Source organism: Arthrobacter sp. ISL-72, assembly GCF_018613755.1.
Taxonomy (GTDB): Bacteria; Actinomycetota; Actinomycetes; order Actinomycetales; family Micrococcaceae; genus Arthrobacter.
On the sequence record NZ_JAGGPP010000006.1, the window covers coordinates 301,920 to 327,446 of the forward strand.

Consider the following 25,527-nt stretch of genomic DNA (forward strand, 5'->3'; position numbering starts at 1 on the left):
GATACTGCGCACCGCGGGGGCAGATCTTGTGCGGCCATGTGCGCCCGACCAGCAAACGGCGGTCCCGCAAACAATGCACCGAGTGGGGGCAGGACGTGGGACACTAGAAGTTCACGTGCGGCAGGTCCCGCGGTGGCCACGGCCATCCTGACCACAGCCGCGGAAATGCCAACAGTAAGGACCCTGCGTGTCTCCCATGGCCCGCACCGCCCCGGTGCCCGCCGCAACAGATCCGGCCATCATCCGGAACTTCTGCATTATTGCGCACATTGACCACGGTAAATCCACTCTGGCTGACCGCATGCTGCAGTACACCGGCGTCGTTCAGTCCCGTGACATGAAGGCCCAGTATCTGGACCGCATGGACATTGAACGTGAGCGCGGCATCACCATCAAGTCCCAGGCCGTCCGCATGCCGTGGGAGGTCGACGGCACCAGCTACGCGTTGAACATGATCGACACCCCCGGCCACGTGGACTTCACCTACGAGGTCTCCCGTTCCCTCGCGGCCTGCGAAGGCGCAGTGCTGCTGGTGGACGCCGCCCAGGGCATCGAGGCCCAGACCCTCGCCAACCTGTACCTGGCGATGGAAAACAACCTCACCATCATCCCGGTCCTGAACAAGATCGACCTTCCCGCGGCCCAGCCCGAGAAGTACGCCGAGGAGCTCGCCAACCTGATCGGCGGCGATCCCGACGACGTGCTGCGTGTCTCCGGCAAGACCGGCGCCGGCGTCGAGGTCCTGCTGGACAAGATCGTCCGCGATCTGCCCGCCCCGGTGGGCGACCCGAACGCCCCTGCCCGCGCCATGATCTTCGACTCGGTCTACGACACCTACCGCGGCGTGGTCACCTACGTCCGGGTGGTTGACGGCATGCTGCACCCGCGGGAGCGGATCCAGATGATGTCCACCCGAGCCACCCACGAACTGCTCGAGATCGGTGTGAGCTCCCCGGAGCCCACGCCGTCCAAGGGCCTGGGCGTCGGCGAAGTGGGCTACCTGATCACCGGCGTGAAGGACGTCCGCCAGTCCAAGGTCGGCGACACCGTAACCAACATGGCCAAGCCCGCCGCGCAGTCGCTGGCCGGCTATGCTGACGCCAAGCCCATGGTGTTCTCCGGCCTGTACCCGCTGGACGGCACCGACTATCCGGTGCTCCGCGACGCGTTGGAAAAGCTGATGCTCAACGACGCCGCCCTGATCTATGAGCCGGAAACCTCGGCCGCGCTGGGCTTCGGCTTCCGCGTTGGCTTTTTGGGGCTGCTGCACTTGGAGATCACCCGCGAACGCCTCGAACGTGAATACAAGCTGGACCTGATCTCCACTGCCCCCAACGTGGAGTACGAGGTGACACTCGAGGACAAGAAGGTTGTCCACGTCACGAACCCCAGTGAATACCCCACCGGCAAAGTGTCCGAAGTCCGCGAGCCCATGGTGTCCGCCACCATCCTGGCGCCGAACGAGTTCGTCGGGGCCATCATGGAGTTGTGCCAGAGCCGCCGTGGCGTCATGGGCGGCATGGATTACCTCTCCGAGGACCGGGTGGAAATCCGGTACCGCCTGCCGCTTGCCGAAATCGTTTTCGATTTCTTCGACATCCTCAAGTCCAAGACCCGCGGCTACGGCTCGCTTGACTGGAAGGCCGACGGCGATCAGGTCGCCGACCTTGTCAAGGTGGACATCATGCTCCAGGGCGAACAGGTGGATGCCTTCAGCGCCATCACGCACCGCGACAAGGCCTACGCCTACGGCGTGATGATGACAGGCAAGCTCCGTGAACTCATTCCCAGGCAGCAGTTCGAGGTGCCCATCCAGGCGGCCATCGGTTCCCGGATCATCGCCCGCGAAAGCATCCGCGCCATCCGCAAGGACGTCCTTGCCAAGTGCTACGGCGGTGACATCACCCGTAAGCGCAAACTGCTGGAGAAGCAGAAGGAAGGCAAGAAGCGCATGAAAATGGTGGGCCGCGTGGAAGTGCCGCAGGAGGCGTTCATCGCAGCTCTCACCACCGACGAGTCCAAGGACAAGGCCAAGAAGTAGTGATGACCGTGGCCGGAACCTCCGGAGGCCGCAGCAATGCCTAGCGTTCTGCCTTTGGGCGACCCCGCGCCGTCGGACGGCCTGCTTCCAGCGCAGGCTGCTGACGGCGCCGCCCGGCGGGCATTCGGGCTGTATGTCCACATCCCCTTCTGCGCCGTCCGCTGCGGTTACTGCGACTTCAACACGTACACCGCGACGGAGCTGGGCGGCGGGGCGTCCCAGGACGCCTACGCCTCCACCGCCATTTCAGAGGTGGAATTCGCGGCCAAGGCGCTCAAAGGCAGCGGACTGCCCGACCGCCCCCTGGGAACTGTCTTTTTCGGCGGCGGCACGCCCACGCTGCTGCCCGCCCAGGACCTGGCCCGCATCCTCACTGCCGCAATAGGGCAATGGGGATTGGCGCCCGGCGCCGAAGTCACCACCGAAGCCAACCCGGATTCCGTCACCCCCGAATCGCTGCGGCTGCTGGCGCACGCCGGCTTCACCCGGATCTCCTTCGGCATGCAGTCGGCCGTCCCGCACGTGCTGAAGGTCCTCGACCGTACGCACACACCCAGCAGGGTGCCGCAGGTGGTGCAGTGGGCCAGGGAAGCCGGCCTGGCCGTCAGCCTGGACCTCATTTACGGCACCCCGGGGGAGTCCCTTGAGGACTGGCGGTACTCCTTGGAGACTGCACTCTCCTACGGACCGGACCACATCAGCGCCTACGCGCTGATCGTGGAGGACGGCACCAAGCTGGCCGCCCAGATCCGGCGGGGTGAAGTGCCGCAAATCGACGACGACGACCATGCCGCAAAGTATGAGCTCGCCGACGAACTCATCACCGCTGCTGGCCTGGGCTGGTATGAGGTCAGCAACTGGTCGCGCACGCCCGGGCAGGCGTGCCGGCACAATCTGGCCTACTGGCGCGGGGACGACTGGTGGGGGATCGGCCCCGGCGCACACTCACACGTCGGCGGCGTCCGCTGGTGGAACGTGAAACACCCCACCGCTTATGCGGGAAGGCTGGCCAACGGTGTTTCGCCGGCGGCAGGCCGGGAAACGCTCGACGCCGAAACCCGAAACGTTGAGCGGATCATGCTGGAAGCAAGACTGAGCAGCGGACTCGAGGTTGCCGGCCTGGGAGCGTCCGGGCGGCACGCGGTGGCCGGGCTTATCGCTGACGGCCTGGTGGATCCCGCCCCTGCGTTCCAGGGGAGGCTCGTCCTCACCCTGAAGGGCAGGCTCCTTGCCGATGCCGTGGTCAGAAGGATCCTGCCGGACTGAATTGTCCACCCCCGGCGGCTCCTCCGGCCTGCCCGTCCAGCGGTGCCGGCGGCTACTTCACCCAGCGCAGGTTGAATTCGTAGCGGTGCGGCTGGCCGCGGTTGACGTGGATGCCGGCTGCCACCGAGAAGCAGGTTACGGCGATCCAAATCAACGTCGCAAGAACCGCGAAGATGTTTCCGATGACGGGCAGCAGCACCAAGATGTTGCAGATGACGGCGGCGATGGTGGGCGGCAGCGTGAAGTTCAGCGCTTCCTTGGATTCCTGCGCCGTGAAGGGCCCGCGCTCCTTGAAAATCAGGTAGATCAATAGCGACGGCACGCACCCCAGGATGCCGCCGAAGTGGGCGAGCGTGGCCCACTGCCGGTCCTCGTTGGCCGTCAGCGGCAGTGCATTGGCGGGGACACCATGATACTGGGGCTGGCCATGGCCGGCCTGGTTGTCCCTTTGTTCACGTGCGTCTTCTGCCACAGTGTTGTCCTTCGGATTGCAGTGGTGCGGTGGTTCCCGGAAAGCGGAGGCTGCCACAACAGCAACCGCCTTATCAAGAATACTGGGTGTGGCGGGCATTCGAAGAGTCCAACAGCCTGATCCGGCAAGGAAACTAGGGGACGGTGAGGAAGTCGATGACCTCTTCCACCCGGCCCAGCAGGGACGGTTCCAGGTCCGCGTAACTGCGGACGGCGCCCAGCAGCTTCTGCCAGCCCAGGCCGATGTCTTCCTTCGTCTCGTGCGGCCAGCCGAAGGCCGTCAGGATGCCGGTCTTCCAGTCCACGCCCCGGGGAATCACCGGCCACGCGTCAATCCCAAGAACGGCGGGCCGGATCGCCTGCCACACGTCAACGTAGGGATGGCCCACGATCAGGACGTTGCCGGCGGCGCCTGGGGATGCCATCACGGCGTCGGCAATCCGCGATTCCTTCGAGTCCGCAATCAGGTGGTCCACCAGCACTCCGAGCCGGCGGCCCGGCCCGGGCCGGAACGCGGCAACGGCCGCCGTGAGATCGTCGATGCCGTGCAAAGGCTCGACGACGATGCCCTCCACCCGGAGGTCGTCGCCCCAGACCTTTTCCACGAGTTCGGCGTCGTGCTTGCCTTCCACCCAGATGCGGCTGGCCTTGGCCACCTGGGCGCGCTGGCCTGCGACACGCACGGAGCCCGATGCTGTCCTGTTGGAACCCGGGGCCGCAGCCTGGGTGCGGGGAGCCGGAGGCATCAGCCGGATCGGCAGGCCCTCGAGCAGGAATCCGTAGCCAAGGCGGAAAGTGCGTGACTTGCCGCGGCGGTCCTCCAACGCCACAACGTGCATCCCGCCGGACTTTTCCACCCTGGTGACAGCGCCCACCCAGCCGGACTGCACGTCTTCCAGCACCATGCCGCGTTCAACCGGGACCTCGGGAAGCTCGGACTTCCGGGGAGCCGTGATGTCCTGCGGGCCCCAGTTTTGGTACGACATCGGATAGACACAGCCTTGCGCTAGACAAAATAAACAGGAGAGGTGAAACGGGGCGGCCGTGGCTTCATTCCCCGGCACATCCTGTTCCGCGCCGGAGTTTCGCCCGGAGCGGTACCAATGCTAACAACGCGGCGACTCATATTAGACTGGTTAGCACTTAGACATGACGAGTGCTAACGGGCCCCGGGTGCAACCACGGGCCAAGGCCCGGCAGAGCCGATCGGAGGTGGAGAATGAGCGAACCACGCAAGCTTGAAGTACTGCGCGCCATCGTGGAGGACTACGTCCATTCCCGTGAACCCGTAGGCTCCAAGGCCCTGGTGGAGCGGCACCACCTGGGAGTCTCCAGTGCAACCATCCGCAATGACATGGCCGCCCTGGAAGACGAAGGCCTGATCACGGCGCCGCACACGAGCGCGGGCAGGATACCGACGGACAAGGGCTACCGGCTCTTCGTCGACCAGATTTCCGCCGTGAAGCCGTTGTCGCAGGCGGAGCGGCGGGCCATCCAGAACCTTCTGGAAGGATCCGAGGACCTGGATGATGTCCTGGAGCGCACGGTGCGGCTGCTCTCGCAGTTGACCAACCAGGTTGCAGTGGTGCAGTATCCCCACCTGAGCCGCGCGATGGTGCGGCACATCGAATTCGTGCTGCTGGCCCCGCGCCAGGTCCTGACGGTGCTCATTGCGGACACCGGTAAGGTTGAACAGCGCGTTATCGACGTCGGGCAGGAACTCGGCGACGACGCCCTTGCCGGCCTTCGCACCCTGTTCCTGAAGAGCCTGGCCGGGACGCGGCTGAGCCTGCTCCCGCAGGCGCTGCCCGCCGTCGTCGCCGCCTGTGAACCCTCACTCCGGCACGCCGCCCAGTCGCTGGCCCGTGGACTGGACGCCCTTGCCAGCAGCACCCGCGAAGAGCGGATGGTGATGGCCGGAACCGCCAACCTCGCACGGTCCAATGTTGACTTCCCGCTGAGCATCGGCCCGGTCCTCGAGGCCCTTGAGGAACAGGTGGTAATGCTCCGCCTGCTCAGCGAGATGGCACAGGACCCCCGCGGGGTTACCGTCAGCATCGGCCGCGAGAATCCGTACGACGGACTCGCGGAAGCGTCGGTGGTGGCCACGGGCTACGGCCCCGGGTCCAGCGCCAAGGTGGGCGTCCTCGGCCCCACCCGGATGGACTACCCCACCACCATGGCCGCGGTCCGCGCCGTGGCCCGCTACCTTTCCAGGATCCTTGGACCGTGACCGGTCCCCAATAACCAACCAGGCCCTCCGCGACCCGGCTTCCGGGATGCGGCAGCAGCATCACAGGCAGTACAACCAGGAAGAGATACGAACTTTGAGCAGCCACTACGACGTTCTTGGAGTCTCACCCGAAGCGACGGGCGAAGAGATCAAGAAGGCCTACCGAAAGCTTGCGCGAACCTTGCACCCGGACGTCAATCCCGGTGCCGATGCCTCGGAGCGCTTCAAGGCTGTCACGCACGCCTACGAAGTGCTGTCCGACCCGCAAAAGCGCCGAGTGTACGACACCACGGGCAACGAGAACGGTACCGACAACGGGTTCGGCGGTGCAGGCTACTCGGGCCAGGGCTTTGCCTTCCAGGACATCTTCGACACGTTCTTCGGCGCCGGCGGCTCATCCGGTCCCGCCTCCCGGGTGCGCCGCGGCCAGGACGCCCTCATCAGCGTCCGGATCGACCTTCGGGACGCCGTGTTCGGCGTCAACAAGAAACTTGAAGTGGACACCGCCGTCACCTGCCCCACCTGCGAAGGCTCCTGCTGCCAGGCGGGCACGCACCCCGAGCGCTGCGACATCTGCGGCGGCAGCGGCCAGGTCCAGCGGGCCGTCCGCTCCATCCTCGGCCAGGTCATGACCGCCGCGCCCTGCGGCTCCTGCGAAGGCTTCGGCACCATCATCAAGGACCCCTGCAACGAGTGCAACGGGCAGGGCCGCATCCGCAGCCGCCGCTCGCTGACGGTCAAGGTGCCCGCCGGCGTTGCCACCGGAACGCGCATCCAGCTTGGCGGCCAGGGTGAGGCCGGCCCGGCCGGCGGCCCCTCCGGCGACCTGTACGTGGAGATCCGGGTCAACAACGACCCCACGTACGTGCGGGACGGCGATGACCTGCACGCCACCCTGAACATCCCGATGACCGCTGCCGCACTGGGCACCGAGCTCAGCCTGGACACCTTCGACGGCCAGCAGGAAATCGACGTCAAGGCTGGCACGCAGTCCGGTGAAGTCATCACCCTGCGCGGGCTCGGCGTCACCCACCTCCGGGGTTACGGCCGCGGCGACCTTAAAGTCCATCTGCAGGTCGAGACCCCTGCCAAGCTCGATGCCGCGCAGGAGGACCTCCTGCGGCAGCTGGCCAAGCTGCGCGGCGAGCAGTACACCGAGGGAAAACTCGCCGCCAGCGGCGGCGTCTTCGCCAAGCTGCGGGACCGGCTCGGTAACCTGTAGCGGTGAGCAACCCGGTCTTTTTCGCAACCCCTGGGGCGCTGGACCAGCAGGTTCCCGGTTCGCGTTATGTCCTGCAGGGTCCCGAAGCGCGGCACGCCGTCACCGTCAAGCGGATTTCGGTGGGGGAGTCCGTGGACATCGCCGACGGCGCGGGGAAGCGGCTTACCGGTAAGGTTTCCGCCGTAGGCCAGGGGGAGCTGACGGTGGAGTGTTCGGCCCTCGAAACGGAGGAGCGCCCGGACCTCCGACTGGTCCTGGTCCAGGCTCTGGCCAAAGGGGACCGTGACGAACTTGCCGCTGAAACGGCCACGGAACTGGGGATTGACGCCGTCGTGCCGTGGCAGTCGGAACGATCGATTGTCCGGTGGAAAGGCGAGCGCGCAGCGAAGGCCCATGCCAAATGGCAGTCCGTGGTGACCGCCGCGGCGAAACAGGCCCGGCGGGCGTGGATTCCCGAAGTGCGTGCCGCCGTCGACGGCTCCGGTCTGGCGGCCGCCGTAGCCGCTGCGGACCTGGCCATCATCCTCCACGAGGATGCCGTCCGGCCGCTTCGCACCGTGCTGGAATCGTGGCGCGACAGCGGCGGGCGGGGGCCGGGGCCGTGCGAGATCCTCCTGATTGTGGGGCCGGAAGGCGGCATCGGTCCGCGGGAAATCACCAAGCTTTGCAGCGCGGGCGCCGTGACAGCCCTCCTGGGGCACCACGTGCTGCGGTCTTCGACGGCAGGGCCTGCCGCCACGGTCCTGGCCAGCGACATTCTGGGCCGCTGGTAGCGGCATAGCCGGCTTCAGGGTTCTCCTGAAATGCAGGCGCGCTATTCGACCTTGAAACCGCGGGTGTCCACATTCATTTCCCGGTCGGGCTGCCCGGGATCAATCTGGGAGACGCGGACTTCGTAGTTCCCCGGGGCGAGGTTGACGTTCAGGGAGAAGAGCCCTGACTGGCTCTGTTCGGTCGACGTCGTGACGTCACCGCTCAAATAGGCAGTCTTGTCGCTGCCGCCTTCAACCTTCAAAATCTTCCAGCGGAGTTTTCCCCCGGGGAGCGTGCTCCGCCCGCTGATCTTGACACTGCCGTCCGCAACGCCCACGCCCTCCTGTGGATCGATGATCCAGACGGGCGCCACCATGCCCACGCCGCGGGGAGTGGGAGAGCCCAGCCTGACGTGATTGAAGGCAAGGTAATCCGTATGTCCATCAACCAGGATGACCACCTGGATCTGCTGGCCGGAGTCAACCAGCCCTGAACTGGCCCCTGCGGCAGTTGCCGTGTACACCAGCTGTTGGACAGCCCGCTTTGCCATGTCCTCGTCAAGGTTGCTATTGAAGGCGTCCGGTGAGACGTCCACTGTGATCACGTTCTTGCCGGAGATCGACGTGGCGAGCTTCTTCGGGTTCTGCCAGGGGGTGAAGAAATCGGGATCCAGGGGTTTTTCGGACATCATCGAACGCAGCGCCCGGGTGACCGGATTTTCCTGCTCGGGAACGTCGCGGAATTCACGATAAAGAAAGACGTTATCGTTGCTGCGCCCGATCCAGTACACGGGGGCCTTGTTGGAGGCCTGGGTGGTTTCCAGCGGTGCGCTGGTGCTGGGCGCGCCCGAGGTGGCGGATTCGTTGACCGGCTGCGGCGTGCTCGCTACGGTGCTCGCGGAAGGCTGGGGCGTGGCGACACAGGCGGAAAGCATCATGGCGGCGGGCAGCACAAACGCGAGCAGGGCGGAACGTGTCCGCCGGCTTGCCGTTGTCCTCCGGCGTCGTGGATAGCTGATCTCCATAGTGCCTGTCGGTTCCTCCGCCCTTCCTTGTGCACTTCCGTGCGTTGTCTTTGTGGTCGTCTGTGGCCCGCGCAAGCCGGACCGGATTTCCAGCATTGCATAGACACCATGGCCCCCAGCGGCGTTTCCTGACGGTCGGGCGAACTGCAACGGGAACGATATGAGGCCGATACGAAGTTGATACCTAATGACGGGAACCTGCAACGAAACGGTTGCGGCGGAAAGCAGGACCACCTTCCTCCGCGGCCTCGCCGCGGCGTACTGGCGTAAGATATAAGGACTCGGCCCGGCACGGAGCCCGACGCTGCTGCAGCGGGGGCGAACGGATCGGTCGGAGCGACCGATTTCCTAACTGGAGGGGACCAGAGGCCCGCAGGCCGGCACCATGACTGAAGCAACAAACGGAAGGCCCCGGCTCAGCGCCGGAGAGCGCACCACAGGTGAATTTCCCCATAGTCTTCCCGGTGTCCGGACGGAGGTGGTCATCTTCGACAACTCCGAACAGATGGTTCAGTCCCTCGGCAGCCACGACGAAGCCCTCCGTTTCATCGAGGAGCAGTTCCCGGCGGTGGACTTCCACGTCCGCGGCAACGAACTGGCCATCAGCGGCCCCGCCGCGGATGTTCCCCGCATCATGCGGCTGATCCATGAAGTGCGCGGCCTCGTTGAGCGGGGAACGGTCATTACCCCCGCAGTGCTCCAGCAGCTCGCGGCCCTGCTCCGGAGCCAATCGCTCCAGAACCCCGTTGAAGTGCTGACCTACAACATCCTGTCCAGCCGCGGCAAGACGATCCGTCCCAAGACGCTGAACCAGAAGAACTATGTGGACGCCATTGATGCCAACACAGTGATCTTCGGAATCGGACCCGCAGGTACGGGCAAGACCTTCCTTGCGATGGCCAAGGCTGTCCAGGCCCTGCAGCAGAAGGAAGTCAGCCGGATCATCCTTACCCGGCCCGCCGTCGAGGCCGGTGAACGGCTGGGCTTCCTGCCGGGAACCCTCAGCGACAAGATCGACCCGTACCTCCGTCCGCTCTATGATGCGCTCCACGACATGATGGATCCGGAGTCCATTCCACGCCTGATGGCGGCGGGAACCATTGAAGTGGCTCCGCTGGCCTACATGCGCGGCCGCACCCTGAATGACGCCTTCATCATCCTCGACGAAGCCCAGAACACCACGCCCGAACAGATGAAGATGTTCCTGACGCGGCTCGGATTCGGCTCCAAAATGGTGGTCACCGGTGACGTCACCCAGGTCGACCTGCCCTTCGGAACCCGTTCCGGCCTCCGGATCGTGGAGGAAATCCTCCAAGGCATCGACGACGTGAATTTCAGCGTGCTGGATGCCTCGGACGTGGTCCGACACCGGCTGGTCGGCGACATTGTCAATGCGTACGGCATCTGGGACGAGGCACAGAGGAACCGGGTGAAGCATTCCGTGGCCCGGGAGAAGCGGGGAGAGCACGCATGAGCATCGAAGTAAACAACGAATCCGGCGTCCGCGTGGACGAAGCCCAGCTCGTTTCCCTGGCCCGGTACGTGTTCGAACGCTTGTACATCCATCCGCAGGCCGAGCTGTCCATCCTGCTGGTGGACGAACCTGCCATGGAAAAGCTGCACATCGAACTCATGGATGAGCCCGGCGCCACTGACGTCCTGTCCGTTCCCATGGACGAACTCACTCCGGGCACTCCGGACAAGCCCACACCACAAGGCATGCTCGGCGATATCGCCGTGTGCCCGCAGGTCGCGGAAGTCCAGGCCAGGAACGCCGGGCATTCCACCCAGGACGAGATGCTGCTGCTCACCACCCACGGCATTCTGCACCTCCTGGGCTATGACCACGCCGAGCCGGAGGAAAAAGAGGAGATGTTCGGTCTCCAGCGGGAGCTGCTTGAGGGCTTCACCGGTAAAGAAGCCCCGTCAGAGACGATTCAGTGACCCCACTGATCCTTGTTGGCATGGCGCTGGTTTTCCTCAGTTTTGCCGCCGTGCTGACCGCGGCCGAGGCCGCTTTTAATTTCCTGCCGCGCCACGACGCCGAGGAGGCCGTTCTTCGAAGCGACGGGCGGGCCCTGAAGGGCATCCTGGACCAGCCGGTGGCGCACATGCGCTCACTGCGGTTCTGGCGGATCTGGTTTGAGATGGCGTCGGCAGTGTCCGTTGCCGTCCTCCTGCACAGCCTCCTGGACAGTGTATGGCTCGCCGGGCTTGCCGCCACCGGAATCATGGCCCTCGTCGGCTTTGTAATCGTCGGGGTGTCGCCGCGGCAGCTGGGGCGTGCCCACGCCGCCGGCGTCGTCCGGTTCACCGCGCCGCTCATCCGTTTCCTATGCTGGGTATTGGGCCCCATTCCGGGGTGGCTCGTCGCCCTGGGCAGCGCCGTGGCACCGGGTGCGCGCGGCGGCGACGATGGCTCGTTCAGTGAGGAAGAATTCCGGGAACTGGTGGACCGCGCCACGGAATCGGACATGATCGAGGACAACGAGGCCGAGCTGATCCAGTCGGTGTTCGACTTCGGGGACACCCTGGTCCGGGCCGTGATGGTGCCCCGCACGGACATCCTCAGCATTGATGCCGGGTCCAGCCTGCACCGGGCAATGTCCCTGTTCCTGCGGTCCGGATACTCCCGGATGCCCGTCATCCGCGACAACACGGACAAGATTCTGGGCATCGTGTACCTCAAGGACGTTGCCGCCGCACTGCACGGCCTGGGTCCGGGCGAAGAACCGCCCCTTGTGGATGAACTGGCCCGCGAAGTGCGCTATGTCCCGGAGTCCAAGCCGGTCAGTGACCTGCTCCGGGAACTGCAGAAGGAATCCACGCATGTGGCCATCGTGATCGACGAGTACGGCGGAACGGCCGGCCTGGTCACCCTCGAGGACCTCATCGAGGAGATTGTCGGCGAGATCGTGGATGAATACGACACCGAGAGCGCCGAAGCCGTCGCACTTGGTGACGGCAGTTACCGGGTCAGTGCGCGGATGAGCATTGACGACCTCGGTGAGCTCTTCGACCGGGAGCTCGACGACGACGAAGTGGACACCGTGGGCGGCCTGCTGGCCAAAGCCCTCGGCAGGGTTCCCATCGTGGGCAGCACCGTCGAAGTGCACGGGATCTCGCTGCGGGCCGACCGCCTGGAGGGCCGCCGCAACAGGGTGAGCCATATCGTCGCGGCGCCCGTTGCAAAGGGCGCCCTAGCAGAACAGACTGACCTTGAAGACCTTGTCGACGAGGCCGAAACAACGCAACAGGGAGTTCCACGTGAGCAAGCAGAATAAAGCGGACGGCAGCGAGGCGTTTGGCGGCTTCCGGGCCGGATTTTCGATCCTCGTGGGCAGGCCCAACGCCGGAAAGTCCACGTTGACCAACGCCCTGGTGGGCCAAAAAGTCGCGATCACTTCGGCCAAGCCGCAGACAACGCGGCACACCATCCGGGGAATCGTCCACCGTGACGACGCCCAGCTGATCCTTGTCGATACGCCGGGCCTGCACCGGCCGCGGACACTGCTCGGCAAGCGCCTCAACGATCTCGTGGCCGACACCTTGTCCGAAGTGGACGCCATCGGCTTCTGCCTCCCGGCCAACGAAAAGATCGGACCGGGCGACCGCTTCATCGCCACGCAGCTGGCAGGGGTCGGGAAGAAGCCCATCATCGCCATTGTGACCAAGGCCGACCTCGTGGACCGGCAGGCACTGACGGAACAGCTGCTGGCCGTCGCCGCCCTGGGCCGTGAAGTCCTCGGCGAAGAGGGATGGAAGGACATCGTGCCCGTGTCGGCCACTGACGGTTTCCAGGTGGGCACGGTGGCAGATGTCCTGATCAGCCACATGCCGCCGTCGCCGCCGCTTTATCCGGACGGCCACCTCACCGACGAGCCCGAGGCCGTCATGGTGGCCGAGCTTATCCGCGAAGCAGCGCTGGAGGGTGTCCGGGACGAGCTTCCGCACTCCCTGGCCGTGGTGGTGGAGGAGATTGTGCCCCGCGAGGGCCGGCCCGAGGACAGCCCGTTCCTTGACGTCAGGGTGAACCTCTACGTCGAGCGGCCGTCCCAGAAGGCCATCATCATCGGAAAGGGCGGCGCCCGGCTGCGGGAAGTCGGCACCAACGCGCGCAAGGGAATCGAAGCGCTGCTCGGAACACGGGTCTACCTGGACCTGCACGTGAAGGTCGCCAAGGACTGGCAACGGGATCCAAAGCAGCTGGTCAAGCTTGGTTTCTAGGCGCCGCCGTTTTTCCTGAGGACCCGGGGCTCGTCCCCGGGTCGCCGCCGCCAGCCTGCCCGCCGCCAGCCTGCCCGGTCGCCGCCGCCAGCCTGCCCGCCGTCAGCCTGCCGGCCGTCTGCCTGCCCGCCGTCAGCCTGCCCGCCTGCGGCGGCTTCGGCGCATCGGGCATTTTCCCAGTCTCGGCCACTAAAATGGTCCGAACCGTGTTTTTTAGAGGAAGGTACACTTCGTGGTGCGACGCCGAGACACCCCCGGACAAGGCGCTGGTTCGCCAGTCTCCGACGCCGCAGCCCGGCACTCGGATAACAAGGCGATGGGCCCTGCCCGGCATCTGGGCGTTATGCACGGCAGGCCGGCGTGGCTGAAAATGACCACCGCCGCCCTCGCCATCCTGCTGGTGGGCGGCCTTGCCTTCGCCGCTTTCTGGGTTGTTCGTCTACAGATGAACATCAGCAAGGCACCCCTTGGCGCCGGCAGCAGCCGGACCGAGGACCCGGTCAATGACTCCACCGACCGGATGCAGATCCTGATCCTCGGCTCGGACACCCGGGACGGCAAGAACTCCGAATACGGTGAAGCCGATCTGTCCTCGGGATACGGCCAGTCGGACGTCATGATGATGATGGACATCTCCGCGGACAACAAGCGCGTCAGCGTCATCAGCTTCCCTCGGGATCTCCTGGTGGACATCCCCGAATGCACGGACCAGAAGACGGGCCAGGTGTTTCCGGCGCAGAGCGGCGTGATGATTAACGAGGCCATGAAGCAAGCCGGCATCGGCTGCGCCGTTGACACCGTCAACAAACTGACAGGCCTTGAGATCGACCACTTCATGATGGCGGATTTCAATGCCGTCAAGGAGCTCTCCAACGCCGTAGGCGGGGTGGAAGTCTGCATCAGCGACGCCGTCTACGACCCCGATTCCCGGCTCCGTCTTCCGGCCGGATCCTCCCAGGTCCAGGGCGAACAGGCCCTTGCCTTCCTGCGGACCCGGCATGCCTTCGCCGACGGCGGGGACCTCGGCCGGATCAAGGCGCAGCAGGGTTTCCTGTCGTCGCTGACCCGGAAAATCAAGGATGACGGAACGCTGTCCGATCCCCAGAAGATGCTCAAAATTGCCGATGTGGTCACGCAGAATCTGACCGTCGACGACGGACTGGCCTCGGTTCCTTCCCTGCTGACCATCGGCAACCGCCTCAAGAACATCGATATCAGTAAGGTGGCGTTCGTGGCCGTACCCACGACGCCGGCGCCCACCGACCCGAACAGGCTCGCCGTTGCCGAGCCGGCAGCGTCCCAGCTTTTCGCGGCGCTGCAGAAGGACGTCGACCTCACCGACCCGACGGCGCCGCCGAGCCCTAGCCCGGAGCCAACGGAATCCGCACCAGCGCCCTCACCTTCGACGCCGGTCGAAACTGCGCCACCCGCCTATGATAAAGCGCTGCAACCGGTGACGGTTGCGAACGGAACAGGCGTTGAGACGCGTGCGCAGGAGATAGCCCAGGCCGTTATTGGCGGCGGCTTCAGCCAGGTGGCCCAGCTGGTGGCGCAGCCGGTTCAGAAGACTGCCGTGTACTACGGTCCCGGCTTCGAGAAAGTCGCGGCGGACGTAGCGGCGTTACTTGAGATCCCGGCTACCCAGGTTCTTCCCGAACCCAGCGTCAGCGGTGTCCAGGTCTTTGCGGGAGCGGACTTTACATCCGGCGCCAAGATGGGCGCGGTGGCTCTGCCAAGCGACATCGTCAACCAGACGGCCGGGGACACCGTGTGCCAGCAGGCCAACCCTGACCTGATCACCTACTAGCAGGGCGGCGTGCTGAAGAGCGAAGTGACTGACTCAAGCGAAGCCCTGTTCATAGGTGGCCGCTCCGGGGTGGGTAAGTCGAGTGCTGCCTATGAACTTCACTCCCAGCTGTCAAGCAGGGACGTCCGGCATTGCCTGATTGAGGGCGACAACCTGGATATGGCCCATCCGCTCCCCTGGGTGCATGGGCTGGCCGAGAAGAACCTGGCCGCCATGTGGAAGAACTATCGTGAGCTTGGCTACCGACGCCTGATCTACACCAACACGGTCAGCGTCCGGCTGACGCAGCAACTTGCAACTGCAATGGGGGACAAGCCCAAGATCATCGCTGTATTGCTCACGGCCAACGATAAGACCGCCTACAACAGGCTTGCAGGTCGGGAAACCGGGTCGGAACTGGACGCCCACTATGGCCGAAGCCAAACGGCCGCCCGGGACCTCGATCTTCACACGCCTCCATGGGTGCATCGCGTCAGCACTGACGGCCGCTCGCCCACAGACGTCGCAGCTACGATTTTGGCCCTGACAGGCTGGACACACAGGCTCCCGGCATGAGAGTCAAGAGCACGCTCGGTTCCATCCTCCACGGACACTCCCCACGCTGCTCCTGGCACGTCACTCCGTCACAGTATCGGCATGGCGATGGGCCACTCTCCATTCGCCGCCCTCACGGCGATACACCTGGGTTGCGCGGAGGATAAAAGTGCGAGGCTTGCCGTCGACGGAGGTCGAGATGTGCTCCAAGCCGGCGGTGTAGGCCACAGAACCTGCCACGTCATTCGTTTGGAGATCGAACGCATACGATGTGCAGTCGGAGAAACTCTTTTCGAGGAACGTGAAAGTTTCGTCCACCTCGTGCTGGCCGTCGGCGTTGCGCCACGCACCCAGGATGCTGACGGGCTCGTTACGTGACCAGATTTCCCGACGCGGGGCGGCGTCACCATTGTGAAGGGCGAGCTCTGCCTGATACAGCCCGGTCTTGACCCAAGTGAGAAAGTCATCGCGGTCGGACATCCCGCCAACCTACTCGCCGTTCAACGGCCGGTGCAATGGGGTTGGACTCTGTCTCCGGTCCGGGCACCGCCCCTATCGAGCCGGTGACCACGGGCAGACGACCGCCACGGATTCGCGGTGCTTACCGAGGGGGGAGGCTTAGCTGTTTGGCATGGAAGTCAAAGTGCAGCGTGGGGTAGACGTAGACATCGGCTAGCGTCATCCTTTCGGCGAAGAAGGGGTCCCAGCGTGTCGGGAAGGCCATGGTCAGGGCCAGTGACCTATCGGATTCGCGTGCGAGATGCCGGGCAAGGGCGTCGGTGACGCGCTCGAGTTTCCGCAGCATGCGGTTTCGGTTAAAGACCAGGGAGGCCGCGCGCGATCCCCAGTAGTTCACGACATCAAAGGGCCGTGCGCAGGCGTTCAGGAGCCGGGCAAATCCCTTCCCCAGAACGGGTGGGAGGTGGCCGAAGAGCTTCACCATGGGGAGCAGTGCCAGGACGACCATGTAGCCGAAGACCATGTGGAACAGGAGTTGTTCATTCGTCCAGCGGGTTCCTGAACTGCGTCGGCGGAGGTCCTCATCGCGGGCGTGGGCGAGGGTCTCGCGCAGTGTTGAGCAGGCGCGGCTGTATTCGCTGATGATCTGTTCGCGGCCGGTGTCCGTCATGAGTCGGCCGTATCGGCGTGGTGGGGGATGACGACGTCGTCGGCGGCCCGGCCCGCGGACGGGAACAGGACTAGGAGGAGACCCACCCCTGCGGCGGCGCCGGCCAGCTGTGCCACGATGAAGCCGGGCACTGAGCCGGGGGCGATTCCGGCGAAGGTGTCACTGAAGATCCGCCCAACCGTCACGGCCGGGTTCGCGAACGATGTGGAGGACGTGAACCAGTAGGCGGCCCCGATGTATGCGCCGACGGCCGGCGCGGCCAGGACGCCGCGGGAGGTCCGGGCCAGGGCGAAGATCAGCAGGATCAGCCCGGCGGTCGCGACGATCTCGCCCACAACATGCCCGCCCGTCAGGCGCTCCTTTACGGAAATCGAGGTTTCGACGTCGAACATCGCGTTGGCCAGGACGCTTCCCCCGATGCCCCCGGTGACTTGGGCAACCACGTAGGTGCCGAGTTCGGGAAGGGTCAGCCCGGCGCCGCTGCGCCGCCCGAGCGCCCAGTCGGCCAGGGAGACCACGGGATTGAAATGGGCTCCGCTGACCGGCCCCAACATCAGGATCAGCACGGTCAGGCCCAACACCGTCGCGGTGCTGTTCTCCAGCAACTGCAGGCCGACGTCACCGGGGGACAGCTGCTCTGCCGCGATGCCCGAGCCGACCACGATGGACACGAGAAGGCAGGTGCCGAGCAGCTCCGCGATGGCACGCCGCCACAACGGCGGCTGGGGTGAATTCATGCTCACCAGCTCGACCGAGGAAATTAACTCAGTCAAACTTGAGCCAATGGAATCTGAGCTAAGTGGCGCTTTCCGGGGACGGGTCGCCAAACATGCAGCCTTGGCCGACGCGGGCCGCCTGCGCATAGTCGACCTCCTGACCTTGGGGGACCTTTCTCCCTCCGAGCTCCAAGCGGAGCTGGGAATGCCCTCAAACCTGCTCTCCCACCACCTGCGCACCCTGGAAGAGGCCGGCCTGGTGGCCCGGCACCGTTCCGAAGCCGACAGGCGGCGCAGCTACATCCGGCTCGCCTTCGGCGCACTGGAAGGCGTCGTTCCCGGCGCTGAACAGGGCGCCCGGCGCGTCCTGTTCGTCTGCACACGCAACAGTGCCCGCTCACAGCTGGCCGCCGCGCTCTGGCAGCAGGCCAGTGAAATCCCTGCAGCCTCCGCCGGAACGCATCCGGCAGAACGGATCGCCCGCGGTGCCCTCGAAGTCGCCGGCCGCCACGGCCTCAACCTGGCCGACGCCGCCCCGCGCCGCCTCGACCAGGTCCTGGGGGAAGCGGACTTCGTGGTCACTGTGTGCGACAACGCCCACGAGGAACTTACCGGCCTGGATGCAGTCCACTGGTCCATACCCGACCCCGTTCGCCTGGGCACGCCTGAAGCGTTCGAGCACGCCTATGAGGACATCTCCCACCGCGTCAACGACCTCGCACCCCGCCTCCTGGCAGCATGAATGCAGCCTGCTCTCCAGGGAGAGCCGCATTACCAGCAACACCGAATCGTCATCAACATCAACCCAGGAGAAAACGTGGGCACCGAAACTGCTAAGAAGCCAGCCGTCCTGTTCGTCTGCAGCAAGAACGGCGGCAAGTCCCAGCTCGCCGTCGGGCTCATGCGGCAACTGGCCGCCGGCAGCGTCGACGTATACTCGGCAGGCACCAAACCCGGCAAGGACCTGAACCCCCTTGCCGTGGAATCCCTGACCGAACTCGGCATCGACGTCACTGGCGAACACCCCAAACCTGTCACCGATGACGTCATCGACGCTGTTGACGTCGTCGTTGTCCTGGGCACCGAAGCGAAGCTCGAACCCCGCGACGGAACCCGGTTCGAACTCTGGGAAACCGATGAACCGTCGGAACGGGGCATCGAAGGCATGGAGCGCATGCGGCTCGTCCGCGATGACATCAAAAGCCGCGTCCAGCAGCTCTACTCCACCCTCGCCCGATAGCGGCTTTCCCCCGACTACCAGATGCTGACGCGCTCCTCCGCGGGCATCCACATTCCGTCCGTCTCCGCCACGCCGAATGCTTCGTGGAAGGCATCCAGGTTCTTGGAAATGGCATTGGTCCGGAACTCGTTGGGGGAGTGGGGGTCCGTGGCGAGCCGCCGGATGGCCTCCTCGGTCCGGATCACCTGCCGCCAGCCTGCAGCCCAGGATGCGAAGAACCGCTGCTGTCCGGTCAGTCCGTCCAGTACCGGCGGCTCCGCACCGTCGAGGCTGATCAGGTAGGCCTTGTAGGCGATGGTGAGCCCGCCCAAGTCGCCGATGTTTTCACCGAGGGTGAGCTTGCCGTTGACGTGGTGGCCGGAGGCTGCAGTGGGCGAGAGCGCGTCGAACTGGGCCACCAGCTTCGAGGTCAGGGCTTCGAAAGCCGTCCGGTCTTCTTCGGTCCACCAGTTGCGGAGGGCACCGCCGCCGTCGAACTGGGAGCCCTGGTCATCGAAACCATGCCCAATCTCGTGTCCGATGACGGCGCCGATGCCGCCGTAGTTGACGGCGTCATCCGCGTCTGCCGTGAAGAACGGTGCCTGGAGGATTGCCGCCGGGAACACAATCTCGTTAAGCAGCGGGTGGTAATAGGCGTTGACTGTCTGCGGCGTCATGAGCCACTTGTTCTTGTCTACCGGCTTGCCGACCTCGTCGAGGTGCCGGTCGACGTCGGCGTTGTGGGCCCGCTCCACGTTGCCGAGGAGATCGGCAGGGTCGATCTCCACAGCGGAGTAGTCGATCCACTCGTCGGGGTAGCCGATTTTGGCGCGGAAGGCTTCGAGCTTTTTGAGGGCTTCGACCTTCGTGTCCTCGCCCATCCACGCGAGCCCGGTGATGCTCTGCCGGTAGGCCTCGATCAGGTTCGCCACCAAGGTCTGCATCCGGGCCTTGTGGGATTCGGGAAAGTGCCGGGAAACGTAGATCTGGCCGACCGCCTCGCCCAGGGAGGCTTCGACGACGGCGACGCCGCGCTTCCAGCGGTCCTTGTTCCGGGGGGTGCCGCTAATGGTGGTGCCGTAAAAGGCGAAGTTTGCATCCACAAATTCGGCGGAGAGATAGGGGGCAGCGGAGCTCACAACGCGCATGGCCAGCCACTCCTGCCACGCCGCCAGCGGCTCGGAATCGAGGAGGCCGGCAGCCCCGACGAAGAAATCAGGGGTGCTGACCACCAGCTCTTCACGTTTTTCCGGACTGATGCCGGCGGCCTCGAACCAGGTGTCCAGGAGCGGGAACAGCTCCACGGCCTCAGCGGCGGACTTCAGGTTGTATGTTTTCTGCGGATCCCGGAGGGTTACGTTGTCCCAGTGGTGCGCAGCCAAGGCGGTCTCCAGCCCGACAACGCGTCCGGCCGCACCCTCCGGATCCGCGATGCCTGCCAGCCCGAACATGGTCCGGACGTGGCCGCGGTACGCCTCCACCATCGGAGCGAACTTCTCTTCGCGGTAGTAGGACTCGTCCGGCAGTCCGAGCCCGCCCTGGCCGGTGTACAGCAGGATCCGGTCCGGGTTGCCGGCGTCAGGGGCCGGGTAGATGTAGAAGAGCCCGGATACGTCTGAACGGAAAAGCCTTCCGGTAAGTTCGATGACGTCCCGGACCGACTCCGTCGCGAAGACTGCGGCAAGCCGTTCCCGTATGGGGTCCAGGCCCTTGGCTTCCACCGTGGCTTCATCCATGAAGCTGTTGTAGAGGTCGCCCACCTTCCGTTCGATGCCCGTGGCATCTTCGCCCCGGCCGGCGGCTTCTTCGATGATTTCCCTGACCGCCAGCTCGGAACCGTCCCGCAGAGCCGTGAAGGCTCCTTCGAGGGGGCGGTCGTCCGGAATGATCGTGCTCTTCAGCCACGCGCCGTTAATGTGCTGGTACAGGTCATCCTGCGGCCGCACGGTGTGGTCGATGTTGGACAGGTCGATCCCCGAGTTTGGCACAAGTGCTCCTTCAGGTGAGGGCTGCCTCCGGCGCTGGCACCGGTGGCAGCGTCTGCATGGTGGACGTTGCTGGAGGTGTTGCTCCTTCATCTTACGCACCCGTGTTACTGTGAAATGGTGCGCGCAGAACTGCTTCTTCTTAGCTGCCGCGGCGAGGCCTCAGACGCGATTTAGCGCAAGGCCAATCCTCGTCGCGGAGTTTGTGTTGCCCGGCCACCTTTCAAACAGGAACCACAGAAAAGGCCCCGATAGTAATGCGAAACGCACAGAAGCCCTCCGGAATGCCCGTCCACCGCTACATCCCGTTCCAGGACCAGATCAACGTTGACCTGCCGGACCGGACGTGGCCGGACAAAGTCATCACCAAGGCCCCGCGCTGGTGCGCCGTGGACCTCAGGGACGGCAACCAGGCCCTGATCGACCCCATGAGCCCGGCCCGCAAGATGAAGATGTTCGACCTGCTGGTCCGCATGGGCTACAAGGAAATCGAGGTCGGCTTCCCGTCCGCCTCGCAGACCGACTTCGACTTCGTCCGGCAGCTGATCGAAGGCAACCACATCCCGGACGACGTCACCATTCAGGTGCTGACGCAGGCCCGCGAGCACCTGATCGAGCGGACCTACGAATCCCTGGTCGGCGCCAAGCAGGCCATCGTCCACCTGTACAACTCGACGTCGGTCCTGCAGCGCCGCGTGGTGTTCAACCAGGACGAGGACGGCATCCTGGACATCGCGCTCCAGGGCGCACGCCTGTGCAAGAAGTACGAGGAAACGCTGGCGGACACGCACATCACCTACGAGTACTCGCCGGAATCCTTCACCGGCACCGAACTCGAATACGCCGTGCGCGTCTGCAATGCCGTGGCCGATGTCTTCCAAGCCTCCGCGGACAGCCAGGTCATCATCAACCTCCCGGCCACGGTGGAAATGGCCACGCCCAACGTCTACGCGGATTCCATCGAGTGGATGAGCCGCCACCTGCACCCCCGGGAAGGCATCATCCTCTCCCTGCACCCGCACAACGACCGCGGCACCGGCGTCGCCGCCGCCGAGTTGGGATACCTCGCCGGCGCGGACCGGATCGAAGGCTGCCTGTTCGGAAACGGCGAGCGGACCGGCAACGTGGATCTGGTCACCCTCGGACTGAACATGTTTGTCCAGGGCATCGACCCCATGATCGATTTCTCCGATATCGACGACGTCCGCCGCACCGTGGAGTACTGCAACCAGTTGCCGGTGGCTGAGCGCTCACCCTACGGCGGCGACCTCGTCTTCACGGCGTTTTCCGGCTCCCACCAGGACGCCATCAAGAAGGGCTTCGACGCGCTCGAGAAGGACGCCGCGGCCGCCGGCAAGGACGTCTCGGACTACACCTGGCAGGTTCCTTACCTGCCGGTTGACCCCAAGGACCTCGGCCGCAGCTACGAAGCCGTCATCCGGGTCAACTCGCAGTCCGGCAAGGGCGGCGTGGCCTACCTGCTGAAGAGCGAACACAGCCTGGACCTGCCGCGCCGCGCCCAGATCGAGTTCTCCGGCGTGATCCAGAAGCGGACCGACACCGTGGGCGGCGAGGTCAGCGGCTCCCAGCTGTGGCAGATCTTCCAGGACGAATACCTGCCGTCGAGCCAGGCTGACGGTCAGTGGGGCCGCTACTCGCTGGGTTCGTTCAGCACCGAAACGGACGACGACGGCACCATGACCCTGCACGCGACCGTCACCGTGGACGGGGTGCAGGTTCGCCGCACTGGCACCGGTAACGGGCCCATCGCTGCACTGCTGGGCGTCCTCGGCCAGGACGGCGTGGACGTCCGGGTCCTGGACTACAGCGAGCATGCGCTCTCTGAAGGCGGAAACGCCCGTGCTGCCGCCTACGTCGAGTGTGCGGTAGGCGAGCGTGTCTTGTGGGGTGTCGGCATCGATTCGAACACCACCACGTCTTCGCTCAAGGCAGTCATTTCCGCTGTCAACCGGGCCATCCGGGACGCGCAGGCCTAGACACATCATCGGAGCCGCTGACCTGCTGCGCCCCGGAGCAATCCGGAGGCGCAGCAGCCGCGTTTCCCGGAAGGTCAGTGCGAAGATTAACTGTGGCCCAACCATCCTCCTTCTCTGCGCGCGCGTACCGCGATGACGCCGTGGTGCTGCGCACCCACAAGCTGGGCGAAGCGGACCGCATCATCACCCTCCTCACCAAGCACCACGGCCAGGTCCGTGCGGTTGCCAAGGGCGTTCGCCGCACCAGCAGCCGTTTCGGCGCCCGCCTGGAACCCTTTATGGTGGCGGACCTTCAGCTGATTTCCGGACGGACACTGGACATCGTCACGCAGGCGGTGGCCAAGGGTGCCTACGGCGGCAACATCGCCGCGGACTACGGCCGCTACACGGTGGCGGCGGCCATGACCGAGACGGCCGAAAAGCTCACGGATGTGGACGGCGAGGCAGGCACCGCACAGTACAACCTCCTGGTGGGGGCCCTCGCCTCTTTGAGCCGCGGCGAGCACACCCCGGAACTGATCCTCGACTCGTATCTGCTGCGCGCCCTGGCCACCGGCGGATGGGCGCCAAGCTTCACCTCCTGTGCCCGCTGCGGCGCAGCTGGCCCGCACACGGCCTTCTCGGCACCGCTCGGCGGCATGGTGTGCCATAACTGCCGTCCGCCCGGATCGCCGGCACCGGCCGCCGAGACAGTGTTCCTCCTCGGTGCACTGCTGACCGGGGACTGGACGACGGCGGACGCCTCCCAGGCGGTCCACCGGCGGGAGGCTGCCGGTTTGGTGGCCAGCTATCTGCAATGGCATCTTGAACGGGTGCTGAAATCACTCAAACATGTGGAGCGTAGCTGACAGTGGCCCTTGGAAAAAAGAAACCCTCCGCACGGCAGCGGACGGCGCCGGTGACGGCACCGTACCCGCACAGTTCCGGGGCAGTGCCTCCGGCCATTCCCGGCCAGTTCATCCCGCAGCACGTGGCGATCGTGATGGACGGCAACGGCCGCTGGGCCAACCAGCGGGGGCTGGCAAGGATTGAGGGACACAAAGCGGGCGAGCCGGCCCTGCTGGATGTTATTGCGGGCGCCATTGAGTTGGGCATCAAATATGTGACTGTCTACGCCTTCTCGACTGAGAACTGGAGGCGTTCCCCGGAGGAGGTGCGCTTCCTGATGGGTTTTAACAAGGACGTGCTACGCCGCCAGCGGAACCAGCTGGATGAGTGGGGCGTGCGGATCCGCTGGTCAGGACGCAGGCCCAGGTTGTGGGGTTCGGTGATCCGGGAGCTGGAAGAGGCCGAGGACTACACCAGGGGCAACAGCACCTGCACGTTGACCATGTGTGTTAATTACGGTGGCAGGGCCGAAATAGCCGACGCGGTTTCGGCCATCGCCGAAGACGTCGCGGCCGGGCGGCTGAAGCCCGGTGCCATCACGGAACGCACCATCCAGAAGTACCTGGACGAACCGGATCTTCCCGACGTGGACCTCTTCCTCCGGAGCTCCGGCGAACAGCGGCTGTCCAACTTCATGCTGTGGCAGTCCGCTTATGCGGAGTTTGTGTTCATGGATACCCTCTGGCCGGACGTGGACCGCCGCACCCTCTGGGACGCAGTGGAAATCTATGCGCAGCGGGACCGCCGGTACGGCGGTGCCGTGGACGCGGCACAGGCGGTTGATGCGGCACCGGCCATCACGGATGATTCGGCATCCCGCGCCGAACAGCACGGATAGCCGCTCAGCCCGGGTAGGAATGCAGCCACGCCACCAAGTCCCGGTATGCTTCCTGGCGCAGCCACTCCTGCGCGCCCTGCGCCGGCGCGCTCACTCGTTCCCGCCGTCGTCCTGGACGTATCCGTGGATCCAGCGGCTCAGCCGGGCGTAAGCGTCCGCCCGGACGCGGGGCGGTGAGAGGAAGACGTCGTGGAGGGCGCCGTCGATCCTTTCCAGGGTGACCGAGCGGCCCAGTGTCATGGCCCGGACCGCGATGGTGTTCACGTCCAGCACCGCGTCGGACCGCCGCATTGCCTCGTTCCAGACCATGCCGTTCTCGCTGGCTCCGGAGAGCAGGACCAGGATGGGGATGTCGATCCCCAGCCCGCGGGCCACCCGGGAATGCCCGGCCAGCACCGCGCTGAGCCATCCTGCCCTTACCGGGAACGCCATGGGCGGCCGGTACTTGTTGTCCAGCGTCCACTCGCCTTCCGCCTCGCTGCTGATACTGCGCCAGTAGAAGCCGCGTTCCGGCAGGCGCAGCACCGCCTCGGGCCGGTACTTGGCCAGCGGACCGACCATCGACCTGGCCGCCCGCCGGACCAGGGAGCTTCCCTGCATTTCCAGCCACGGGCTGTTAAGAACCAGCTGGGCGGCCGTTCCCGGATGGCGGTTGACATACAAAGCGGCAATCAGGCCGCCGGTCGAGTGACCCATCAAGGTCAGCGAGGGCGTGCCGGCCTGCTCCGGCCAAAGCGAGCCGATGATTCCGATTGCCTTGCTGATTTCGGCGTCGTAGTCCTCAAGGTCGGCCACGTAGCCCCCGTGGGTATCAGGCTGCAGGCTCCGTCCGTGGTTATGCATGTCCAGTGCGAAGAACTCGAAGCCCTTGTCCGTCCAGAACCTGGCCAGCTCCACATTGAAGAAGTAGTCGCTCCAACCGTGCAGGAAGAGGACGGCGCGCCGGGGGAGTGGCCGGTGTCCGGAATCGTTCGCCCCTTCCGTTGACGCTTGCGGCACATGCCGCACCAGCGTTGCAGTGCGGTCCACACCGTCGTTGCCCGCGGCCGTGTAGGAACAGGCTAAGAAATCGTGCCCCAGGATATCTGTCTGCCAGTTCATTTCATCAGCCTAGACAACACATGCCCGAGCGGCGACGCAACCGGGCCGCCTGCCGGATTCGTCACACCGCTGAGTG

24 protein-coding genes are annotated in these 25,527 nt (G+C 65.2%); 16 read left to right on the plus strand and 8 right to left on the minus strand.

Annotated elements, in window-relative coordinates:
- Positions 1-187 precede the first annotated feature (187 nt).
- Positions 188-2,041: a translation elongation factor 4 gene (lepA, locus tag J7I92_RS06800; protein ID WP_214838753.1), complete on the plus strand. Its 1,854-nt coding sequence runs from the start codon at positions 188-190 to the stop codon at positions 2,039-2,041.
- A 36-nt stretch (positions 2,042-2,077) separates the two neighbouring features.
- The gene (hemW, locus tag J7I92_RS06805; protein WP_214838755.1) at positions 2,078-3,307 is read left to right on the plus strand and encodes a radical SAM family heme chaperone HemW; all 1,230 of its coding nucleotides are present in this window, start codon (positions 2,078-2,080) and stop codon (positions 3,305-3,307) included.
- Positions 3,308-3,359: 52 nt separating this feature from the next.
- On the opposite strand, the gene J7I92_RS06810 is transcribed toward hemW, so the two are convergent.
- Positions 3,360-3,779 (minus strand): DUF4870 domain-containing protein, encoded by a 420-nt coding sequence (locus J7I92_RS06810; RefSeq protein WP_214838758.1) that lies wholly within the window; start codon positions 3,777-3,779, stop codon positions 3,360-3,362.
- A 133-nt stretch (positions 3,780-3,912) separates the two neighbouring features.
- The gene (locus J7I92_RS06815; protein ID WP_214838760.1) at positions 3,913-4,764 is read right to left on the minus strand and encodes a DUF3097 domain-containing protein; all 852 of its coding nucleotides are present in this window, start codon (positions 4,762-4,764) and stop codon (positions 3,913-3,915) included.
- A gap of 233 nt (positions 4,765-4,997) precedes the next feature.
- Between J7I92_RS06815 and hrcA the strand changes: the two genes are divergently transcribed.
- The 3 genes from hrcA to J7I92_RS06830 all read left to right on the plus strand — a co-directional run bounded on the left by hrcA (position 4,998) and on the right by J7I92_RS06830 (position 8,006).
- Positions 4,998-6,011, plus strand: coding sequence for a heat-inducible transcriptional repressor HrcA (hrcA, locus tag J7I92_RS06820; protein WP_214838762.1), 1,014 nt, complete (start codon positions 4,998-5,000; stop codon positions 6,009-6,011).
- A 94-nt stretch (positions 6,012-6,105) separates the two neighbouring features.
- The gene (gene dnaJ / locus J7I92_RS06825) at positions 6,106-7,233 is read left to right on the plus strand and encodes a molecular chaperone DnaJ (RefSeq protein ID WP_214839079.1); all 1,128 of its coding nucleotides are present in this window, start codon (positions 6,106-6,108) and stop codon (positions 7,231-7,233) included.
- Between the two features lie 2 nt (positions 7,234-7,235).
- Positions 7,236-8,006 (plus strand): 16S rRNA (uracil(1498)-N(3))-methyltransferase, encoded by a 771-nt coding sequence (locus tag J7I92_RS06830; protein ID WP_214838765.1) that lies wholly within the window; start codon positions 7,236-7,238, stop codon positions 8,004-8,006.
- Positions 8,007-8,047: 41 nt separating this feature from the next.
- Here the strand turns inward: J7I92_RS06830 and J7I92_RS06835 are convergent, their stop codons facing one another.
- Positions 8,048-9,010, minus strand: a complete 963-nt coding sequence (locus J7I92_RS06835; RefSeq protein ID WP_214838767.1) for a GerMN domain-containing protein — start codon at positions 9,008-9,010, stop codon at positions 8,048-8,050.
- 385 nt (positions 9,011-9,395) lie between these two features.
- On the opposite strand from J7I92_RS06835, the gene J7I92_RS06840 reads away from it, so the two are divergent.
- From J7I92_RS06840 to J7I92_RS06865, 6 genes are all read left to right on the plus strand, one after another.
- Positions 9,396-10,484: a PhoH family protein gene (locus J7I92_RS06840; RefSeq protein ID WP_214838769.1), complete on the plus strand. Its 1,089-nt coding sequence runs from the start codon at positions 9,396-9,398 to the stop codon at positions 10,482-10,484.
- The gene (ybeY, locus tag J7I92_RS06845; protein WP_214838771.1) at positions 10,481-10,954 is read left to right on the plus strand and encodes an rRNA maturation RNase YbeY; all 474 of its coding nucleotides are present in this window, start codon (positions 10,481-10,483) and stop codon (positions 10,952-10,954) included. The genes J7I92_RS06840 and ybeY overlap by 4 nt, the downstream gene beginning before the upstream one ends.
- The gene (locus J7I92_RS06850; RefSeq protein WP_214838782.1) at positions 10,951-12,294 is read left to right on the plus strand and encodes a hemolysin family protein; all 1,344 of its coding nucleotides are present in this window, start codon (positions 10,951-10,953) and stop codon (positions 12,292-12,294) included. The genes ybeY and J7I92_RS06850 overlap by 4 nt, the downstream gene beginning before the upstream one ends.
- Positions 12,278-13,237: a GTPase Era gene (gene era, locus J7I92_RS06855; protein WP_214838784.1), complete on the plus strand. Its 960-nt coding sequence runs from the start codon at positions 12,278-12,280 to the stop codon at positions 13,235-13,237. The genes J7I92_RS06850 and era overlap by 17 nt, the downstream gene beginning before the upstream one ends.
- Positions 13,238-13,469: 232 nt before the next feature.
- Complete coding sequence (locus tag J7I92_RS06860; protein ID WP_396020361.1) at positions 13,470-15,044, plus strand: LCP family protein; 1,575 nt, start codon at positions 13,470-13,472, stop codon at positions 15,042-15,044.
- 24 nt (positions 15,045-15,068) lie between these two features.
- Entirely contained in the window at positions 15,069-15,599 is a 531-nt protein-coding gene (locus J7I92_RS06865) for an ATPase (protein ID WP_214838786.1), read from the plus strand.
- 60 nt (positions 15,600-15,659) lie between these two features.
- Here J7I92_RS06865 and J7I92_RS06870 read toward each other — a convergent pair whose 3' ends face one another.
- The 3 genes from J7I92_RS06870 to J7I92_RS06880 all read right to left on the minus strand — a co-directional run bounded on the left by J7I92_RS06870 (position 15,660) and on the right by J7I92_RS06880 (position 17,444).
- Entirely contained in the window at positions 15,660-16,058 is a 399-nt protein-coding gene (locus tag J7I92_RS06870) for a nuclear transport factor 2 family protein (protein WP_214838788.1), read from the minus strand.
- Between the two features lie 121 nt (positions 16,059-16,179).
- Positions 16,180-16,707: a DinB family protein gene (locus J7I92_RS06875; RefSeq protein ID WP_214838790.1), complete on the minus strand. Its 528-nt coding sequence runs from the start codon at positions 16,705-16,707 to the stop codon at positions 16,180-16,182.
- Complete coding sequence (locus J7I92_RS06880) at positions 16,704-17,444, minus strand: MIP/aquaporin family protein (RefSeq protein ID WP_214839083.1); 741 nt, start codon at positions 17,442-17,444, stop codon at positions 16,704-16,706. The genes J7I92_RS06875 and J7I92_RS06880 overlap by 4 nt, the downstream gene beginning before the upstream one ends.
- A gap of 46 nt (positions 17,445-17,490) precedes the next feature.
- On the opposite strand from J7I92_RS06880, the gene J7I92_RS06885 reads away from it, so the two are divergent.
- Together J7I92_RS06885 and J7I92_RS06890 are read left to right on the plus strand one after the other, a co-directional pair.
- The gene (locus J7I92_RS06885; RefSeq protein ID WP_214838793.1) at positions 17,491-18,165 is read left to right on the plus strand and encodes an ArsR family transcriptional regulator; all 675 of its coding nucleotides are present in this window, start codon (positions 17,491-17,493) and stop codon (positions 18,163-18,165) included.
- 75 nt (positions 18,166-18,240) lie between these two features.
- Positions 18,241-18,663 (plus strand): low molecular weight phosphatase family protein, encoded by a 423-nt coding sequence (locus tag J7I92_RS06890; RefSeq protein WP_311380182.1) that lies wholly within the window; start codon positions 18,241-18,243, stop codon positions 18,661-18,663.
- Between the two features lie 14 nt (positions 18,664-18,677).
- Here J7I92_RS06890 and J7I92_RS06895 read toward each other — a convergent pair whose 3' ends face one another.
- Positions 18,678-20,630, minus strand: a complete 1,953-nt coding sequence (locus tag J7I92_RS06895; protein ID WP_214838797.1) for a M13-type metalloendopeptidase — start codon at positions 20,628-20,630, stop codon at positions 18,678-18,680.
- A gap of 254 nt (positions 20,631-20,884) precedes the next feature.
- Between J7I92_RS06895 and leuA the strand changes: the two genes are divergently transcribed.
- The 3 genes from leuA (at position 20,885) to J7I92_RS06910 (ending at position 24,350) form a co-directional block, all read left to right on the plus strand.
- Positions 20,885-22,624: a 2-isopropylmalate synthase gene (leuA, locus tag J7I92_RS06900; RefSeq protein WP_214838799.1), complete on the plus strand. Its 1,740-nt coding sequence runs from the start codon at positions 20,885-20,887 to the stop codon at positions 22,622-22,624.
- Positions 22,625-22,716: 92 nt separating this feature from the next.
- The gene (gene recO, locus J7I92_RS06905) at positions 22,717-23,472 is read left to right on the plus strand and encodes a DNA repair protein RecO (RefSeq protein WP_214838801.1); all 756 of its coding nucleotides are present in this window, start codon (positions 22,717-22,719) and stop codon (positions 23,470-23,472) included.
- A gap of 2 nt (positions 23,473-23,474) precedes the next feature.
- A complete protein-coding gene (locus J7I92_RS06910; protein WP_214838802.1) occupies positions 23,475-24,350 on the plus strand; it encodes an isoprenyl transferase in 876 nt (291 codons plus the stop codon).
- Positions 24,351-24,440: 90 nt separating this feature from the next.
- Here the strand turns inward: J7I92_RS06910 and J7I92_RS06915 are convergent, their stop codons facing one another.
- Positions 24,441-25,451, minus strand: a complete 1,011-nt coding sequence (locus tag J7I92_RS06915; RefSeq protein WP_214838804.1) for an alpha/beta hydrolase — start codon at positions 25,449-25,451, stop codon at positions 24,441-24,443.
- Between the last annotated feature and the right edge of the window lie 76 nt (positions 25,452-25,527).

What these genes read in the sequence shown, in the direction of transcription:
- hemW (WP_214838755.1), top strand. Translation starts at nt 2,078, where the DNA reads ATGCCTAGCGTTCTGCCTTTGGGCGACCCCGCGCCGTCGGACGGCCTG.
- hrcA (WP_214838762.1), top strand. Translation starts at nt 4,998, where the DNA reads ATGAGCGAACCACGCAAGCTTGAAGTACTGCGCGCCATCGTGGAGGAC.
- J7I92_RS06875 (WP_214838790.1), bottom strand. Translation starts at nt 16,707, where the DNA reads ATGACGGACACCGGCCGCGAACAGATCATCAGCGAATACAGCCGCGCC.
- J7I92_RS06870 (WP_214838788.1), bottom strand. Translation starts at nt 16,058, where the DNA reads ATGTCCGACCGCGATGACTTTCTCACTTGGGTCAAGACCGGGCTGTAT.
- J7I92_RS06880 (WP_214839083.1), bottom strand. Translation starts at nt 17,444, where the DNA reads ATGAATTCACCCCAGCCGCCGTTGTGGCGGCGTGCCATCGCGGAGCTG.
- J7I92_RS06915 (WP_214838804.1), bottom strand. Translation starts at nt 25,451, where the DNA reads ATGAACTGGCAGACAGATATCCTGGGGCACGATTTCTTAGCCTGTTCC.
- ybeY (WP_214838771.1), top strand. Translation starts at nt 10,481, where the DNA reads ATGAGCATCGAAGTAAACAACGAATCCGGCGTCCGCGTGGACGAAGCC.
- J7I92_RS06885 (WP_214838793.1), top strand. Translation starts at nt 17,491, where the DNA reads ATGGAATCTGAGCTAAGTGGCGCTTTCCGGGGACGGGTCGCCAAACAT.
- leuA (WP_214838799.1), top strand. Translation starts at nt 20,885, where the DNA reads ATGCGAAACGCACAGAAGCCCTCCGGAATGCCCGTCCACCGCTACATC.
- J7I92_RS06815 (WP_214838760.1), bottom strand. Translation starts at nt 4,764, where the DNA reads ATGTCGTACCAAAACTGGGGCCCGCAGGACATCACGGCTCCCCGGAAG.
- J7I92_RS06835 (WP_214838767.1), bottom strand. Translation starts at nt 9,010, where the DNA reads ATGGAGATCAGCTATCCACGACGCCGGAGGACAACGGCAAGCCGGCGG.
- J7I92_RS06840 (WP_214838769.1), top strand. Translation starts at nt 9,396, where the DNA reads ATGACTGAAGCAACAAACGGAAGGCCCCGGCTCAGCGCCGGAGAGCGC.